Genomic DNA, 16,895 nt, shown 5'->3' with positions numbered 1-16,895 from the left:
CATAGTTACATACTTTTATTTTATTTAGCAACAAAAAAATTCAAAATGATAATGGCGTATCATTTTGAATTTCAGGCTTATAAATTATAAAATAGTGTAGCATTTTCACCCCAGAAGAGGTCCTGTTCTGCTGCCGAAAGTTTTGAGCAATAATGATTGACCACCTGCATGGTGCCTTCATAACCACCGGCCAGCAGGCATACGGGCCAATCAGATCCAAACATGACCCGGTTGATGCCAAAGGCGTTGAACACCACTTCCAGGTAAGGTGTAAAATCTTCGGGTTTCCAGGAGTTCCAGTCGGCCTCGGTTAACATGCCCGATACTTTGCAGTAAACATTGGGGTGTTTGGCTAAAGCAAGGATGTCTTTTTGCCAATCATGAATGTCTTGATCTTTAATATGTGGTTTAGCCAGGTGGTCAAGCACAAATTTCTGATCGGGGAAACCACCAGCCAGCAATGCGGCATAAGGCAGGTGTTCAGGGTATATCAGTATATCATAGGTGTAGCCATACTTCTGCAGACTGGCGATTCCCTTTTGGAAACGGGGTTGAAGCATGTACTGCTTATCAGGTTCCGATTGTAAAATATGACGAAAGCCCTTGAGTTTATCAAATTGCTTAAAATACTCCAGTCGTTCCTCCAGGTTATCTGCTTTCAAGTCAACCCAGCCCACTACACCTTTTACAAAAGGATTGGAGGCAGCCATTTCCAGCAAAAACTGGGTTTCCTTTTCGGATTGATCGGCCTGCACAGCTACACAACCATCAATGCCGTTCTGCTGTAGTACAGGCAGCAGATCGATTGGTAAAAAGTCTTGTTTAATCACCAGCATTTCATCGTTGATCCAGCTATCACGAACCGGGTCAAATATCCAGAAATGTTGGTGCGCATCAATTTTAGGCATAAGCTACCACGTTTTGTTTTGATTCGCCCAGGCCATCGATGCCCAGTTCAACCACGTCGCCCGGTTTTAAATAAAATGGCGGTTTCATACCCAGGCCAACACCTGCGGGTGTACCTGTTGAAATGATATCGCCCGGCAACAAGGTCATGAACTGACTTGTATAGGAAATTAAATGGGGCAGATTAAAAATAAAGTTAGAGGTGGTACCATCCTGCAAGATTTTGCCGTTCACCTTTAACCATAAACGCAGGTTATGCGGATCGGCAATTTCATCTGGGGTAGCCAAAAACGGGCCAAGCGGCGCAAAGGTATCGCAACCTTTTCCTTTGTCCCAGGTGCCGTTACGCTCCAGCTGAAATTCGCGCTCGGATACATCATTATGCAGCACATAACCGGCTACATAGTTCATCGCATCGGTTTCATCAACATATGATGCTTTTTTGCCGATCACTACAGCCAATTCCACTTCCCAATCGGTTTTTACCGAATTTTTAGGGATCACGATATTATCATTCGGACCCACAATAGCGGTGGTGGCTTTCATAAATATCACCGGCTCTGGTGGCAGGGGCGCATTAGTTTCTTTAGCATGATCGGCATAATTTAAACCGATGCATACAATTTTTGAAGGACGCACAATCGGGCTGCCTAAGCGTATGCTATCGGCAACTTCGGGCAGTTGTTTATCTTTTATAAATGCAGCCAGACGAACCACGCCATCAGTTTCAAAAAACTGCTCGGTATAATCTTCGCCAAAGGCAGATACATCATATTTTTTATCGTTAAGGATCACTCCTGGTTTCTCGTTGCCGTTTTCGCCAAATCGTATCAATTTCATACGGGATTTTATTAAGATTTAGAGTTTAATATTTAGGAATTAGAATTTAATTATTCAAAGTGATAAATCCACCATCGATAGGATAATCGGTACCGGTAATAAAACCGGCTTCGTCTGAGCAAAGATATAAAGCCAGGGCGGCTACTTCTTCCGACCGGCCCATCCTGCCGATTGGCTGACTTTTGGATAGTTTTTCGAATATCTCATCCTCTTTACCGGCATAATTCTTGGCGATAAACCCATCTACAAATGGTGTATGAATGCGTGCGGGTGAAATACAGTTACATCTGATGTTATCATGCAGGTAATCACGCGCTACAGAAAGCGTCATGGCATGTATGGCACCTTTGCTCATGGAGTAGGCAAACCTATCGGTAATACCCACGCTGGCCGCGATAGATGCTGTATTCAATATCACTCCTCCGCCATTGGCTTTCAGCACCGGGATCACCGCGAAGAGACAGTTATACGCGCCTTTTACGTTTACATTAAATACACGCTCAAAATCTTCGGTACTGGTATTATCAGCCCTGCCAATGTGGGCAATGCCTGCGTTATTGATCAAAATATCGATCTTACCTATCTTGTTAAAAGTATCCACTACCTGCTGCTGACTGCTTACATCGCAGGCATAACCGATGGCTTTTCCGCCGGCTGCCTCAATTTCGCTAACGGTTTCAGCCGCGGCCTTGTCATTTAGTTCGATGATATGAACGGTAGCGCCCTGCTGTGCAAACAATACCGACATAGCTTTACCAATGCCGCTGCCACCGCCTGTGATCACTACCGATTTATTGGTTAGTTTAAACATGTTATTCTTTTTTTTATTTTTCATAGGTGAGTCGACTCACCCTGTCATCGCTGCGCTTGACATCCCTCTCTTCGCCTTAGGCGGAAAGAGGGAGTTTTTTTATACTTCGTCACGTGCTGTTCGAAGTCTCTGACTTCGAACTTATATGCTTGTAGTCTTCAGACTACAGGAAATATCAGAACAAGACTTTCGGTAGTTACAAACTACCAGCATAGTGATCCGAAGTCAGAGACTTCGGATAGCGCTTATCCTTTATCTTTTGTCCTTGCCCGCGCTGTTCGAAGTCTCTGACTTCGAACTCATATGCCCGTAGTCTTCAGACTACAGGAAACATCAGAACAAGACATTCGGTAGTTACAAACTACCAGCATAGTGATCCGAAGTCAGAGACTTTGGATAACGCTTATCCTTATCTTTTGTCCTTGCTCCTTTATCTATCTTCAACTTACAACGACACCCCTCTTTTCCAGGGTATAAAATCATCCTGGCCCAGTTTTACCGATTTGGGTTCAACCTCGCCGCTGGCCAGTTGGATCACATAATTCAATATACGTTCACCGGCCTGCTGAATGGTTTCCTCACCTTCAATGATCGTTCCGCAGTTAATATCGATAATATCCGGCATACGCTCAAACATCGCGGTATTTGTAGATAATTTAACTACCGGAGTTATGGGGTTACCCGTAGGCGTACCTAAACCGGTAGTGAACAATACGATATTGGCGCCTGAACCTACTTCGGCAGTAGTGCTTTCCACATCACTGCCAGGGGTACATAACAGGTTTAAGCCTGGTTTGGTTACTTTTTCGGGGTAATCCAGTACCGCCGCAACCGGCGATGTGCCCCCTTTTTTTGCCGCTCCTGCCGATTTAATAGCATCGGTGATTAAACCATCGCGAATGTTACCGGGTGATGGATTGGCATAAAAACCAGAACCATCCGCTTCGGCACGCGCGTTGTAAGTGGTCATCAATTGCATAAAGCGGTTAGCTGTTTCCTCGTCCACACAACGGTCGCTCAATTCCTGCTCCACACCGCAAAGCTCGGGGAACTCTGCCAAGATCACAGAACCGCCCATAGTTACCAGCAGATCGGACACATAACCCAATGCAGGATTTGCCGAAATACCCGAAAACCCATCAGAACCGCCACATTCCATACCAATACAAAGTTTGGACAACGGCGCGGGCTGTCGCTGATTCTGATTAGCTTGTACCAAACCGGCAAAAGTTTGTTTAAGCGCCTGTTTCAGCAGTTCGCTTTCGGTACCCACTTTTTGCTGCTCCAGTACCACCATAGGTTTGCTGAAGTTGGGATCGCGTTTGGCTATCTCAGCTTGCAAAATACTCACCTGCGCATGCTGACAGCCCAGGCTTAAAACGGTAGCCCCTGCCACGTTGGGATGAGTAATATACCCCGCAATCAGTCCGCACAAGGCATCAGAATCGTCCTTGGTACCACCACAGCCCATACTGTGGTTCAGAAATTTAATACCGTCGATGTTTTTGAACAACCGCTTTGAATCCGCTTTTTCTGCCGAGGCCTGGATATCGGCATTCAATATTTCTTCAACGGATTTGCCCGCCTGGTAAAGCTCCATTAACTGTTCCACATCGCCCTCATAGCTTTTGGCTTTTTTATAGCCAAGTTTATCAACCAGGGCTTCTTTTAATACATTGATGTTTCGGTTTTCGCAAAATACCAATGGCACCACTATCCAGTAGTTGGCAGTACCTACAGAGCCATCGGCACGGTGGTAACCATTAAAGGTTTTACTGTCAAACTTACGGGTATCGGGTTGGTGCCAACTTAATTTACGCTCGCCCAAACGGTAACCGTCCGAAGCATGGTGCACATTTTGCGTGCTCAGCAAACCGCCCTGCGGTATGGTACTGGTGGCTTTACCCACCAGTACGCCATACATATAAATTTCCTGACCGGTTTTTAGTTCATTGATCGCGAATTTGTGCTTCGCGGCAATACGATCGGCTAAAGTAAAGGTGTTACCCTCAAAAGTGATCGGTGTTCCCTGCTCCAGGTTTTGCAGGGCTACCAGCACATTATCATGCGGGTGTATCCTTAAAAATGTTTCTTTTTGTGTTGACATTATATCCTAAATTCTAAACTCTAATCCGAAACGCTAAGTCTTAAATTCGAAACGCTAAATCCGAAAAACTAAATTCTAAATTCTAAGCTCTAAATTTTCCCGAATCAGAATTTTAAATCCCAATTCGAACTCCGAAATCAAACTAACGTTCCCCCTTCAGGGGGTTAGGGGGCTAATTCAGCGTTAATTCAATTACAGGTATCTCGTAATTTGGTTTTTTAACAGGCAGGGTTAACTCTACGTTCTGCCCATCAGTTTTACTTAAAAGCTCTGAATGATCATTTAAAAACTGTGCGTATTTAATTTTACCGTTATAGCCAGGTAAGGTTAACTTGCCATCTTTAGGGTAATCAAACAAATGTACATATAAACGTCCGTTCACTTTATTATATGTTAGTTTAGTACCTTCCGGTATCTTGTAGCTATCTGGTGCAAAAGTACAATTATAAATAGATTGATTGTTGGCATGCATCCAGTGGCTCAGGCTGTCCAGCGCGTTGGTTGCACGATAGTCAAACTCTCCACGGGCTGTTGGGCCCACATTCAGTATCAGGTTACCGCCGTTGCTGGTTGAAGTGATCAACAGATCAAGCAGCTGGCGGTGTGTTTTCCAGGTATTTTCGTCGCGGTAATAGCCCCACGAGCCCGAAAAAGTTTGGCAGGTTTCCCAGGTTTTACCACGATATTTTGCCAATTCCGCGGTACTCACTTGTTCAGGAGTTTCAAAGTCAGCGCCATCTTTATACTCTTCCAAATTCAGGCGGTTATCTACAATGATGCCCGGTTGCAGTTTGCGGATCAGTTTTAACAGCTCCACAGAGCCCCATTCGTCCTTACCTTTTCCATGACCATCTTTACGGGGGAACGAAAAATCGAGCCAAAGGATATCAATTTTACCATATTTGGTTAATAGCTCGGTGATCTGATTACGCATGTACTGGCGGTATTTAGCCATGTCGCGGTTCTTGTTTAAAGCGGCATAAGAAGCATCGCTTTTGTCTTTTGGCGATTGCGGATGGATCTCGTCAATAGTATAATCCGGGTGATGCCAGTCGAGCAGGGAATAATAAAAACCTACTTTAAGGCCCTGCGCACGAAATGCGTTTACATACTCACGTACCAAGTCGCGTTTGGCTTTGGTATTGGGTGCCTTGTAATCAGTAAACTTAGAGTCGAACAGGCAAAAGCCTTCGTGGTGCTTGGTAGTTAATACCGCGTATTTCATACCTGCGGCTTTGGCTTGCCTGGCCCATTTTTGTGGGTCGAACAAGTCAGGATTAAACTGATCGAAATATTTCTGATAGCCGGCATTATCAATCTTTTCATTATGCTTTACCCATTCATGCCTGGCTGCGCCAGAGTATAAGCCCCAGTGAATGAACATACCGAAACGATCGTCCGTCCACCATTCCATACGTTTTTGTTTCTGGGCATCAGTTTCGTTGCCAATCATTTTTTGTGCAAATACCGGTGAGAGGGACAGGAGCACCAGCGCAAATAGCAATTGAGTTCTCTTAAGCATAATTTATTTAGTTGAATTGGTTTACAAGGCAAATATTTTATTCATTAAAACCCATTTTTCGCCATTCAGCGCCCCTTTTACGGGTTGTTGATATTTCCACATGAGGTTTTCCCATTCCTGTACTTTTACATTAGCGGCATCAGCGGCTGCTTTCTTTTCAAAACTGAAGCTATCATCGGTTTCCATGATCATGAACAAACGCACATCAAAACGGTAGATCTCCATGCTGGTGATGCCCGAATCGACTATGCTTTTACGGATCTCGGGCCAGATGGCTTCGTGATATTTTTCGTACCCGGCAATCAGGGCTTCATCATCAACCAAATCAAGTGTTAAGCAATATCTGTGGGCCATAGCTATTTTGTAAAGCTGGTTACATTGGTAATACAAAGAAAAAAGGTTTGGCTTTAAATAGTTATCTCAAAATCATCAAAGTGTTAAGCTTTTTTGGCATGGGTTATGGGAGCAAGGATTTTGGGAGCAAGGAGCAAAGACTAAAAAAACAGTTTGATTAGTTTCTGCACAATACATGCTTTACGCCGCATGACAAATTCTCTTTTATTGAAAAGAACTGTTCAACGATGCAACACGATAGTGTTTATATACTATAAACCAATTCTTTTCCAATAGATCATGGTTGCCGTTAAACCACCGTGTGGTTTCAAAGCATAATCGGGAATGATACCGGTTAAATTGAACCCTTGTTTTTCATACAAACCCGAAGCGCCTTCCTCCTGGGCGGTGTCAAGAACCAGCAGGCTGCGTTTGTGTTCAACAGCCAGCTGCTCGGCAGCCTGTAACAGGGCTTTGGCTATACCCTTGCCACGATAGTTGGTACGGGTCATCATTTTGGCTATTTCGGCCCGGTGCGGCTGGTTGGGCGGCAGGCTAAGCTGCAGGGTTACTGTAGCCACCAGTTCATCACCATCAAAAGCGCCAAGGATGATGCGCTCGCCGCAATCAGCAGCAGCTAATGAGCTTGTCCAAAAGTTAATAGCTTCAACTGGACTTAAGGGATGCATAAAACCCACCGAACCGCCGTTGGCTACCACTTCTATCAGCATAACGCTCAACGCTATAATTGTTTCTGGCGAACTGTTTAACGGTTTTATTTTTATTTCGGACATAGTTTTTACGGTATATTCAAATATGAAATGAAATCTGTGAAAATAAAAATCCAAGTGGAAGCTTCGGGTATAACATAGCGCATAGTAAACTCACCTGGTCTACGCTTCGCTGGACCACCCTCTCTACGGCTTTGCCGCAAAGAGGGTAAAAACCCCTCTATGCGCGGAGCGGAGAGAGGGGTGACGAGCGAAGCGATGTCGGGGTGAGTCGACTCTGCATTAGACCAGGCTATTCATTCCTCAATGAGGATGTAGGATTAGTAAGCGCCGCTCTAAATGTGAGATAAAACGTTGTGCCTATAGCTATAACAACCAGCGCGAATACCGGCAGTACAAACTGCCACCAGGTAAGCGACACCTTAAACGCATAGTGATTAAGCCACTGGTTGATAAAAATATAGGCCATCGGCAAAGCGAAAAGGCTTGATACCAGTATCAGTTTCACCACATCCCAGGTGAGCAGCGAAATAATGCTTTGTACCGATGCACCTAAAACTTTGCGCACCCCAATTTCTTTGGTACGGCGCGCGGCCGAGTAAGCGGTTAAACCAAACAACCCGATACAGGCAATAAATATAGCCAGCGATGAAAACAGGGTGAATACATGGCCAAACTGTGTTTCCTGCTTATATTGGCGATTATAAAAATCATCCAGGAAAAAGAAATCGAATGACGATTCAGGGAAATTCTCGTTCCAGGTACTTTTAATATTATTTACCATTTGGGGCATGTTGTTCTGGCTCACTTTAACCGAAAAATAATCGGCCGGGATCCACGCCAGAGCCGGGTCCATAAACAATATGACCGGGGTATATTTTTGCTGTAGTGATTGCTGATGATAATCTTTAATGACGCCAATTACTTCGTCGGGGTGACTGTCGACTGTTTCGAGCCATACTTTTTTTCCAAGGGCATCTTCCGGCGAACTAAAACCAAACTGCCGTACTGCCGATTCATTCAATACTACACCGATCGAATCAGCCGGACGGCTTTTATCAAATGCCCTGCCCGCGATCAGCTGCATGCCGTAGGCCTGCATAAAATCATGGTCAACCTTGAGCATCTCGTATGTGCGTTCTTCAGATTTTGGGGCACCGAAACGCCTGTTGGCCAAAAACTCGCGCACTTCCCTGCCCGGCACAGCACCCGAAACGGTAACCGCCTTTACACCTGAAAAGCCCAACAGTGTATTTTTAAAACTACTGATCTTTTGCGCATAATTGCTGGTATTAACCGGCGTTTTGATCACGATGGTCTGGTTAATATTTACCCCCGTGTTTTGACTGCTCATGTAAACAATTTGCCTGTAAACCGCAAACGTACCCGCAATAAGCAGTACAGATGCCATAAACTGAAAAGCAACCATTCCCCGGCGAAGCAGTATGCCACTTTTAGAAAATGCGAACCGCCCTTTGAGTACCACTATCGGTTTTAACCGAGCCAATACCAAGGCTGGGTAAATGCCTGATAGTAAAACACTACCCAGGAATACCGCACTCACTTTTAACAACAAGGCGTCGTTAAATAACAGGCCATAGGTATTACTGTCAGATAAATAATGTAACAACCCGTAACGGGCTCCTAACACCAGTATAATGCCCACCAAAAGGGCCGCTATATTAATGATGAATGACTCCATCAGGAATTGCAGAATAAGCTGTGAAGCATGTGCTCCGCTTACCTTCCGGATCCCTACCTCACGGGCACGATCAACCGATTTGGTGGTTGCCAGATTAATATAGTTGATACAGGCTATCATCAGGATGACGAAAGCTATGATATTTAAAAAATTAACCGCGAAACGGTTGCCTTTTACCTCTATTTCATAAGGCTTTGCAGGGTTTAAATGGATATCGGTAAGCGGTATCAATTTTACAGCCCACTTCAGTTCTTTTAACGAAGGACCTGTTTTATACTGTTCGGCCAATGCCGGGAATTTAGCTTCTACTGACTGAATGGTAGCGTCGTGGTTCAATTTTACAAAAGTGTAGCTTTCATGCTGGTACCAAAAATTCTGAATGAACTTAGATGAAGTAGACCAGGACATCAGGAAATTAAACTGCATGGTTGAATTAGGCGGAATATCCTTAAACACGCCAGTTACCATACAATGATACTTATCGCCAAGGGTGCTTACATCCAGAAATTTACCCATGGCATCGGCATTGCCAAAATATTTTTTTGCTGCCGATTGTGATATGGCGATGGTGTTAACCTCTTTAAGTACGGTTAGTGGGTCGCCTTTTACCAGTGGATATGCAAAAAAATTAAAGAAGTTACTATCGGCAAAACAAACATGTTCTTCCCGGTACTTGATGTTTTCATATTTGACAACCCTTTCTGAATTGGCCCAACTGATACGTGCGTAAGAGGCTATCTCGGGAAAATTGGCCTTCATAGCAGGGGCATATCCGTTAGTACTGGTTGGCCAGCTGTCGGTAAGCTCTTTACCACGATAAAACTGGCTCTCTACGCGGTAAATGTTGGCAGCATCGGGATGTATGCGGTCAAAGCTTTTTTCAAAATTCACAAAAGCGGTAATGAGTATGAATGCTGCCATACCCAGCGCCAAACCGGTTACATTTATAAAAGTATATATTTTGTTTTTTACCAGGTTACGATAGGTAACCAATAGAATATTACGAATCATAGTTTGAAAAGGTTGAAGGCTAAATATAAGGATAATCAGGAGATTATGCGAGCACATATAACCGATCCCGTCATTGAGCGTAGCGTGGCAATCCTTAAAATACAGAGCGACTCTGCTTATCGGGGATTGCCACGCTACGCTCGCAATGACGCGTTTTTTATTACTGGATTGCCCTTACGGATTTTTGGTAAACTCCTTCTGATACATCAGCGGACTTTTCCCGGTTACCTGTTTAAAGTGTTTATGAAAAGTTGAAAAATTATTGAACCCGCTATCATAGCACAATTGCTTGATGTTCATTTTATTTTCTATCAGCAGCTTGCAGGCATAGCCAACCTTTATTTCGATAATAAACTGTGAATAGGTTTTACGGGTTTTTGACTTAAAATACCGGCAAAAGGAGTTTGAGCTCACCCCCGCTATTTCGGCAATCTCATCCAGGTATATCTTTTTCCTGAAATTGCGTACCGAGTACTCATAGATATTGTTGAGCCTGTCGTTCTCCGATTCATTGTGATCATACTTGAAACCAATAGAGGTAAGATAGTTAACCGGATTGCTGATGGCCATGGTATTGAGGGCCTTAAGCAGCATAATTATCCTTTCGGCGCCATCGGTATCCAGCATATCTTCCAGTAGCACAGTCAATTTCTCCTTAGTGCCCCCGCTGATCTGCAAGCCCCTTTTTGATCGTTCCAGCAAAACTTTGATCAGCTTATTTTCGGGCAATTGCAAAAAATGATCTCCCCAAAAGTTTTCGCAAAAGTGAACCACAATTATCTCTACCTTTTCATTCCCGTTATGATCAAAATACACATCATCAAAGCGCCAGTAGTGCGGCAGGTTTGAACCAACCAGAGTCATATCACCAGCTTTAAACTGTTTAATACTATCACCGATAAACTGGGTTCCCCCTCCTTTTTTAAAGTAGATCAGTTCGAGCTCCGGATGACAATGCCAGCGGTTATTGATATCGGGCAACACATCGCGCCTTACACTAAATGAATGTGCGGGTCCCGAAGAAACTTTTAACAAAAGCGGTTTCATTCAAGCTAATTTACAATTGATAAGATAAATGTAGATAAAAAATGTATAAATAGCTTAACTTTTTAGAATCTGCTCATATTTAAGAACATTTTACAAACCATCAGAGTAGGTACATTCGACGGAATCTTCAATCTGACCGACAAAATCGAAAACCTATCCCGTTGTTTTTCCGTATGATAATAAGAAAGCGTCCCGGTATCTCACCTCCGGAACGCGCAGTTACTGATTAAATCAATAACATCAACTAAATCCAGATCAACCTCATGTTTGATCTTTCTTACCAGCTTTCTCGGGGATGGTAAGGCCTTCAATGCTTTATCCCCGCAACAAGGTGGCGGCTTCTGGCTGCCACCGGAAAGTTGTTCCTATTTCCAGAAATTTAAACTTTATGCAGAAGTAACAAATATGAATGTAATTTGTTTAAAAATAAAATTACAATATTCTTATTATCAATAATATACAAAAACAAATTCAAATCCTTCCGGCTTAAAACACCTCTAATATCGCGCCGCGGTATTTATGATTTATCGTACTAATGTAAATCATTGGGGTATAAGTCACCCAATTTAAAAATCATACGTATTTTAGCAAATGCAATTTTGCCGGGTTTAGTACTGTGCAATATTGTGCTCATTAAACTGTTGAATAATAATAGCTAATTTTAATACATGCAAACGGTAACCGTATCCTGGCTAAAATCGCTCGAAGCATTTAATAACGTACCAGAAGACCAGCTGCAATGGCTGTTGGATAATAGTGTTGACAATATTTTTGAGGATGGTGAGCTTTTTATGCAACCCGGCGAACCCATGAGCGGCCCTCATATCACGGTTGATGGCAGCCTGCGTTTTTTTATGATGCAAGGCGGTTTCAGACGTGAGTTTACAGTTGTTGGCCCAGGTAATATTAGTGGCTATCTTCCGTTTTCAAGAGGTAAAATATCCAAGGGATATGCGCAGGCTATTGGCAAGTTGCACATACGCAGCTTTAATACCGAGCAAATACCTGAAATGATCAGGAACCATTATGAGCTTACCCAATCGCTGGTTAATATTATGACTACCCGTGTACGTGATTTTACAGCTCTGCAACAACAGAACGAAAAGATGATGGCCCTGGGTAAGCTTTCGGCCGGATTGGCGCATGAGCTTAACAATCCGGCATCGGCCATTGTACGTGATTCACTTACCTTGAAAAAACACCTGGAGCAGGAACCGGAAAGTGTAAAGGCCATCTTTACCATGCGACTTGAACCAGATCAGGTTACCGGTATCACCGACCTTTTATTTCAGCAAATTTCACAGCAAAATACAACCCGCCTAAGTTTAAAACAACGTACCCATCGCGAAGATGAAATAATGGAGTGGTTTGATGAGCACGAGGTAGAGAATGGTTATGATATTGTTGAAAGCTTTGTTGATTTTAATTTCAGCACAGAAACTCTTGAAAAACTTGACGCGATTGTTGGATCTGAAAACCTATCTGATATATTGAACTGGATAAGTGATGTGTTGATCTCTGAGAAAATGATCAGCGATATACAGGAATCGGCCCGGCGCATTGCCGAGCTGGTAAGCTCTGTAAAAACTTTTACCCACATGGATCGCGGGCAGGATAAACAGTATGCCGACATACACATTGGTATACGCAATACGCTTACCATGCTGGGTTATAAGATCAGGAAGGGAAATATCAACGTTATTGAAGATTTTGATGAAACCCTGCCTGAAGTAAAAGCGCTGATAGGCGAACTTAACCAGGTGTGGACCAACCTTATTGATAATGCCATTGATGCCATGTCTGTTAACGGCAAGGGCACATTAACCATTAAAACACGCCGTGATCGGGAGTTTGTAGAGGTATTTATAGTTGACGACGGTCCTGGCATACCCGAAGATATACAAAGCCTGATATTTGACCCTTTCTTTACAACCAAAGAAATGGGCAAAGGCACAGGCATGGGGCTCGAAGTGGTACAGCGTATTGTAAAGCAACACCGCGGCTCCATCAAAGTAAAGTCAGAACCAGGCAAAACCGTATTCAGTGTTTGCTTTCTGATTGACGGATGAGTTCTTTAGTATCAAAGTACTTAGTATCAAGTATCACGACAATCTCTGTTTTAATACAGCCTTAAAAAATCTTGATACTTGATACTAACTACTTGATACTTATCTCAAAATATTAATAATTTTACCTTTAGAAAAACACCCCTATGAGTCGCCCCATAATATTTTCCATTGACGATGACCCGCAGGTACTGCGGTCCATAAGCCGCGACATTAGGTCGCAGTATGGTAAAGAGTACAAAATTTTGAGTACCACATCAGCAAATGAGGCCCTGGAAAGCCTTACCGAACTAAAAAACAGCTCGGATGTGGTTGCTTTGTTTCTGTGCGACCAGCGCATGCCCGAGATGGAAGGAGTGAAATTTTTAGAGAAGGCAAAAAAAATATATCCCGAAGCCAAACGCGTTTTGCTCACCGCTTACTCCGATACCGAAGCTGCCATAAAAGCCATTAACGATGTGCAGCTTGATTATTACCTGATGAAACCCTGGGATCCGCCCGAAGAAAAATTGTACCCGGTAATCAATGATCTGTTAGACGATTGGCAAAATAACTTTGTACCTGAGTTTGTAGGCGTTAAACTGGTAGGTTTCCAGTTTTCGCCGCAGTCGCACCAGATCAAAGACTTTTTGGCAGGTAACCTGATACCTTACCGCTGGTTTGATATCGAAAAAAATCTTGATGCCGCCGGTCTTTTAAGCTTAAATAGTTTAACCACCGACGATCTGCCTTTGGTAATTTTTGAGGATGGCAGCCACATCGCCAAACCAAGCATAAGAGCCATAGCCGAAAAACTGGATAAAAGCCCGCAGCAACTAACCGATGTTTATGACGTAGTGATCATTGGTGCTGGCCCGGCCGGGCTGGCTGCAGCTGTTTACGGTGCATCGGAAGGCCTTAAAACCTTATTGATTGAGCGTAAGGCACCAGGCGGACAGGCGGGTACCAGCTCGCGTATTGAAAACTACCTGGGTTTTCCCGCAGGTTTAAGCGGTGCCGACCTAACCAGGCGCGCTATAAGTCAGGCTATGCGTTTGGGCGCCGAATTTTTATCGCCACAATCTGTAAGTGATATTAAACAAAAAGATGGCTACAAAACCATTGTTTTGGATGATGGGCCAGAGATAATCAGCCGCACCGTAGTAATTACTACCGGTGTTGATTACCGTAAACTGGAAGTTAAGGGAGTTGACAACTATACCGGTGCCGGGATTTATTATGGCGCGGCCACTACCGAGGCTACCGCTTGTACCGGTAAAGAAGTATATGTAATTGGTGGCGGTAACTCCGCAGGTCAGGCGGCTATGCACTTATCCAAATTTGCAAAAAACGTATACATTATTATCCGCCGTGATGACCTGGTGGCTACCATGTCGGCATATCTGATCAATCAGATAGCAGATACACCCAATATTCATCTGGTGCCCAATACCGAAATTATTGAAGCCGATGGCACCAATTGCCTGGAAGAACTGACGCTGCTAAACTGTAAAACCCAGGAAACAGAGAAAAAGGTGGCAAATGCTTTGTATATTTTTATCGGCGCAAAACCTTATACTGATTGGATCAAGCTCGATATTATCAAAAACAACAAGGACTTTATTGAAACCGGGCGCGAGCTGCGCAGCTATGAAGGCTTTGGTAAGATCTGGAAGCTTAAACGCGACCCGTTTTTATTAGAAACCAGCTGCTCAGGTATATTTGCCGCCGGCGATGTTCGTGCAGGAGCCATGAACCGTGTAGCATCTGCCGTAGGCGAAGGATCGATGGCTATCAGCTTTGTTCATAAATACCTGGCCGAAGTTTAATAAAATTAAAATGATGGAAGAGGAAACATGCCAGCATTTAGCGGCCATTAAGGATATCAAACAGCCAAAGGAATACATTTGCGAGGAGTGTGTAAAAACACATTCCTCGTGGATGCATTTGCGTACCTGCCAAACCTGTGGTGTTACACTTTGCTGTGATAGTTCGCCCAATACGCACATGACCAAACATTTTAAGCAAACAGGGCACCCGGTAGTTATCTCCGCCGAACCCGGCGAACGCTGGCTCTGGTGCTATGCAGATGAATTGGCGACAGGATATTGACCGTTGATTTAGATGATTATTCTGATTTCGCTGATTATCGTCTAAACCGGGATTCATTAGATTAAAGGATGATCAGGATTTTTATCCTTAGTCCTTTTGTCTTAATCTCTTATTCCGAAAGATACTTATCCAATGATATCGGTCCGGAGCCCAGGATGGTGAAAAGCACCAGTAAAATAAGCGCCACAATAGATGGCCATGCCATTGCATTGATAGGTTCCTGAAATATGTTGGTTAAAAATACAGCGCCCAAAACTATCGGTATCTGTATAATACAGCCCAAACGGGTGAGTATACCTACCGCTATCAGTACCCCGCCAACCATGTGCGCGAATGTTACATAGTAAACCAGCGCCATTAATACACCAGGTGTCAGGTCCACCACATCCTGGCTATCGATCAAACTTTTGAGGTAAGCGGTATTTTCCATAAAGGCTATACCTTTCAGCAATAGAAATACGCCCAGCGCAATACGTACCAGATCAAGGGCTTTGGGGTGATGAGTATCTCCCCAATTCTCAATTTTATGAACGAGGTTCATGTCGGCCTCCTTTTTTAAAAGGTTAATTGGTATAAAAGGCAGCGGCTTTATGAGTTAAAGGGGCATACCTTACTTTACTAAATATAATAAGAAACTTATTATATATGCAAATTGTTTTATTGACAGCCATGCAGGTAAGTACCCGATAATAATGGCAACGTATCAATTATCTGTCAATTGATCACAAGGCATTATCTTTTAACCACCCGCGCAATGTGGATAAATCTTTTTGCACCACGCTGGTAAACTGTTGCTTACTAATGGTTATTTGTTTGGCGCCATCCTGCGCACCGCCCAACGCATCGTATTCGCAATGCAAACTCAGCGGACCGCCAATGCCCTGTTGTTTAATCACCTCAAAGTATTTCTTAAAATTAACCATCCCTTCGCCCAGTGGCACGCTTTTCACTTGCCATTTGCCATCTTTTTTCTCCCAGTAAAAATCCTTGATGTTGGTGGTTTTAATAAAAGGCACCAGGGGCTGTATGGAAGTAGCCCAGGTATCGGCCCCTTCGGTAGTGGCATGCCTGATATCATACTGGCAGCCAATTGATGCGGGGTCAAGGTCTTTAAGTGCCAGCCAAAGGTCCCAGACAGAAGCGCCAAACAGATCACCGGAATGGTTCTGATAAGCGCCGTGCATACCATATTGTTTGTTTAAGGCAGCCAGGCCGGCAAATTGTTTACTGATAGCTTGCAGGTTTGCGGGAATGGAGAGGGCTTTATCATAATTGAACCAGGCCGTACGGTAATATTTTATACCCAACGCCGAAGCCGTTTTTAGAATATCGGCAGCATATTTTTCATCGGGTTGTTTAATATTGGTTACTATGGAGTACACTTTTAACCCTGCTTTTTCAACCGCGGCAACCGCCTTTGGCAGGTCGGCGGTGACATTTTCGGGCAGTACATGACCATCCGGGCGTACGGTAAGGTCTACGCCATCAAAACCCATTTCGGCAGCCAAGGCGGCCATATCAGTATAATTAAGCCAGTGCAGATGTTTTGAAAAGATGCTTACTTTGATCTTTTCGGCGGCGGAAATACCGGCACCATGTTGATCATCAAAAGCTAAGGGGACCGAAGATATTTTTCCGAGGGCATTTAACCCAAGGGACATACCGGCTGCTGTCAGCGCGGTGGTAGTGAGAAATTTTTTTCGGCTGATGGTTTTCATAGGCTTTATC

At 43.8% G+C, this 16,895-nt stretch carries 14 protein-coding genes; 3 read left to right on the top strand and 11 right to left on the bottom strand.

Features of this window, described 5'->3' with window-relative positions:
• Positions 1 to 77: 77 nt before the first annotated feature.
• From AB6735_RS11455 to AB6735_RS11415, 9 genes are all read right to left on the bottom strand, one after another.
• Positions 78 to 908 (bottom strand): amidohydrolase, encoded by an 831-nt coding sequence (locus tag AB6735_RS11455; RefSeq protein ID WP_370996063.1) that lies wholly within the window; start codon positions 906 to 908, stop codon positions 78 to 80.
• Positions 901 to 1,746 carry a fumarylacetoacetate hydrolase family protein gene (locus AB6735_RS11450; RefSeq protein WP_370996062.1) on the bottom strand — a complete coding sequence of 282 codons (846 nt, stop codon included), beginning with the start codon at positions 1,744 to 1,746 and terminating at the stop codon, positions 901 to 903. Before AB6735_RS11450 ends, AB6735_RS11455 begins: the two co-directional genes overlap by 8 nt.
• Positions 1,747 to 1,792: 46 nt before the next feature.
• Positions 1,793 to 2,557: an SDR family NAD(P)-dependent oxidoreductase gene (locus tag AB6735_RS11445; protein WP_370996061.1), complete on the bottom strand. Its 765-nt coding sequence runs from the start codon at positions 2,555 to 2,557 to the stop codon at positions 1,793 to 1,795.
• 445 nt (positions 2,558 to 3,002) lie between these two features.
• The gene (locus AB6735_RS11440; protein ID WP_370996060.1) at positions 3,003 to 4,664 is read right to left on the bottom strand and encodes a UxaA family hydrolase; all 1,662 of its coding nucleotides are present in this window, start codon (positions 4,662 to 4,664) and stop codon (positions 3,003 to 3,005) included.
• 172 nt (positions 4,665 to 4,836) lie between these two features.
• Positions 4,837 to 6,186, bottom strand: coding sequence for an alpha-L-fucosidase (locus AB6735_RS11435; protein ID WP_370996059.1), 1,350 nt, complete (start codon positions 6,184 to 6,186; stop codon positions 4,837 to 4,839).
• Between the two features lie 21 nt (positions 6,187 to 6,207).
• On the bottom strand, positions 6,208 to 6,540 hold the full coding sequence (locus AB6735_RS11430) for an L-rhamnose mutarotase (RefSeq protein WP_370996058.1): 333 nt from the start codon (positions 6,538 to 6,540) through the stop codon (positions 6,208 to 6,210).
• A 251-nt stretch (positions 6,541 to 6,791) separates the two neighbouring features.
• The gene (locus AB6735_RS11425) at positions 6,792 to 7,313 is read right to left on the bottom strand and encodes a GNAT family N-acetyltransferase (protein ID WP_370996057.1); all 522 of its coding nucleotides are present in this window, start codon (positions 7,311 to 7,313) and stop codon (positions 6,792 to 6,794) included.
• Between the two features lie 229 nt (positions 7,314 to 7,542).
• A complete protein-coding gene (locus AB6735_RS11420; RefSeq protein WP_370996056.1) occupies positions 7,543 to 9,963 on the bottom strand; it encodes an ABC transporter permease in 2,421 nt (806 codons plus the stop codon).
• 174 nt (positions 9,964 to 10,137) lie between these two features.
• Positions 10,138 to 11,010, bottom strand: coding sequence for an AraC family transcriptional regulator (locus AB6735_RS11415; RefSeq protein ID WP_370996055.1), 873 nt, complete (start codon positions 11,008 to 11,010; stop codon positions 10,138 to 10,140).
• Positions 11,011 to 11,678: 668 nt separating this feature from the next.
• Between AB6735_RS11415 and AB6735_RS11410 the strand changes: the two genes are divergently transcribed.
• From AB6735_RS11410 to AB6735_RS11400, 3 genes are all read left to right on the top strand, one after another.
• Positions 11,679 to 13,079: an ATP-binding protein gene (locus tag AB6735_RS11410; RefSeq protein ID WP_370996054.1), complete on the top strand. Its 1,401-nt coding sequence runs from the start codon at positions 11,679 to 11,681 to the stop codon at positions 13,077 to 13,079.
• A gap of 143 nt (positions 13,080 to 13,222) precedes the next feature.
• Positions 13,223 to 14,884: an FAD-dependent oxidoreductase gene (locus AB6735_RS11405; RefSeq protein ID WP_370996053.1), complete on the top strand. Its 1,662-nt coding sequence runs from the start codon at positions 13,223 to 13,225 to the stop codon at positions 14,882 to 14,884.
• 13 nt (positions 14,885 to 14,897) lie between these two features.
• Positions 14,898 to 15,167, top strand: coding sequence for a UBP-type zinc finger domain-containing protein (locus tag AB6735_RS11400; protein ID WP_370996052.1), 270 nt, complete (start codon positions 14,898 to 14,900; stop codon positions 15,165 to 15,167).
• Positions 15,168 to 15,276: 109 nt separating this feature from the next.
• Here the strand turns inward: AB6735_RS11400 and AB6735_RS11395 are convergent, their stop codons facing one another.
• On the bottom strand, positions 15,277 to 15,708 hold the full coding sequence (locus AB6735_RS11395; RefSeq protein ID WP_370996051.1) for a DoxX family protein: 432 nt from the start codon (positions 15,706 to 15,708) through the stop codon (positions 15,277 to 15,279).
• A gap of 181 nt (positions 15,709 to 15,889) precedes the next feature.
• A complete protein-coding gene (locus AB6735_RS11390) occupies positions 15,890 to 16,885 on the bottom strand; it encodes a sugar phosphate isomerase/epimerase family protein (RefSeq protein WP_370996050.1) in 996 nt (331 codons plus the stop codon).
• Positions 16,886 to 16,895 lie beyond the last annotated feature (10 nt).

The organism is Mucilaginibacter sp. RCC_168, from assembly GCF_041355315.1.
Classification (GTDB): Bacteria; Bacteroidota; Bacteroidia; order Sphingobacteriales; family Sphingobacteriaceae; genus Mucilaginibacter.
Note: the sequence above shows the minus strand (reverse complement) of the source record. Positions and strands in the feature narration are given on the sequence as shown.

Bases quoted from the DNA above. Each gene is read 5' to 3' on its own strand.
- AB6735_RS11400 (WP_370996052.1), top strand. From the start codon at position 14,898: ATGGAAGAGGAAACATGCCAGCATTTAGCGGCCATTAAGGATATCAAA.
- AB6735_RS11455 (WP_370996063.1), bottom strand. From the start codon at position 908: ATGCCTAAAATTGATGCGCACCAACATTTCTGGATATTTGACCCGGTT.
- AB6735_RS11435 (WP_370996059.1), bottom strand. From the start codon at position 6,186: ATGCTTAAGAGAACTCAATTGCTATTTGCGCTGGTGCTCCTGTCCCTC.
- AB6735_RS11425 (WP_370996057.1), bottom strand. From the start codon at position 7,313: ATGTCCGAAATAAAAATAAAACCGTTAAACAGTTCGCCAGAAACAATT.
- AB6735_RS11415 (WP_370996055.1), bottom strand. From the start codon at position 11,010: ATGAAACCGCTTTTGTTAAAAGTTTCTTCGGGACCCGCACATTCATTT.
- AB6735_RS11405 (WP_370996053.1), top strand. From the start codon at position 13,223: ATGAGTCGCCCCATAATATTTTCCATTGACGATGACCCGCAGGTACTG.
- AB6735_RS11395 (WP_370996051.1), bottom strand. From the start codon at position 15,708: ATGAACCTCGTTCATAAAATTGAGAATTGGGGAGATACTCATCACCCC.
- AB6735_RS11430 (WP_370996058.1), bottom strand. From the start codon at position 6,540: ATGGCCCACAGATATTGCTTAACACTTGATTTGGTTGATGATGAAGCC.
- AB6735_RS11390 (WP_370996050.1), bottom strand. From the start codon at position 16,885: ATGAAAACCATCAGCCGAAAAAAATTTCTCACTACCACCGCGCTGACA.
- AB6735_RS11445 (WP_370996061.1), bottom strand. From the start codon at position 2,557: ATGTTTAAACTAACCAATAAATCGGTAGTGATCACAGGCGGTGGCAGC.
- AB6735_RS11410 (WP_370996054.1), top strand. From the start codon at position 11,679: ATGCAAACGGTAACCGTATCCTGGCTAAAATCGCTCGAAGCATTTAAT.
- AB6735_RS11440 (WP_370996060.1), bottom strand. From the start codon at position 4,664: ATGTCAACACAAAAAGAAACATTTTTAAGGATACACCCGCATGATAAT.
- AB6735_RS11420 (WP_370996056.1), bottom strand. From the start codon at position 9,963: ATGATTCGTAATATTCTATTGGTTACCTATCGTAACCTGGTAAAAAAC.
- AB6735_RS11450 (WP_370996062.1), bottom strand. From the start codon at position 1,746: ATGAAATTGATACGATTTGGCGAAAACGGCAACGAGAAACCAGGAGTG.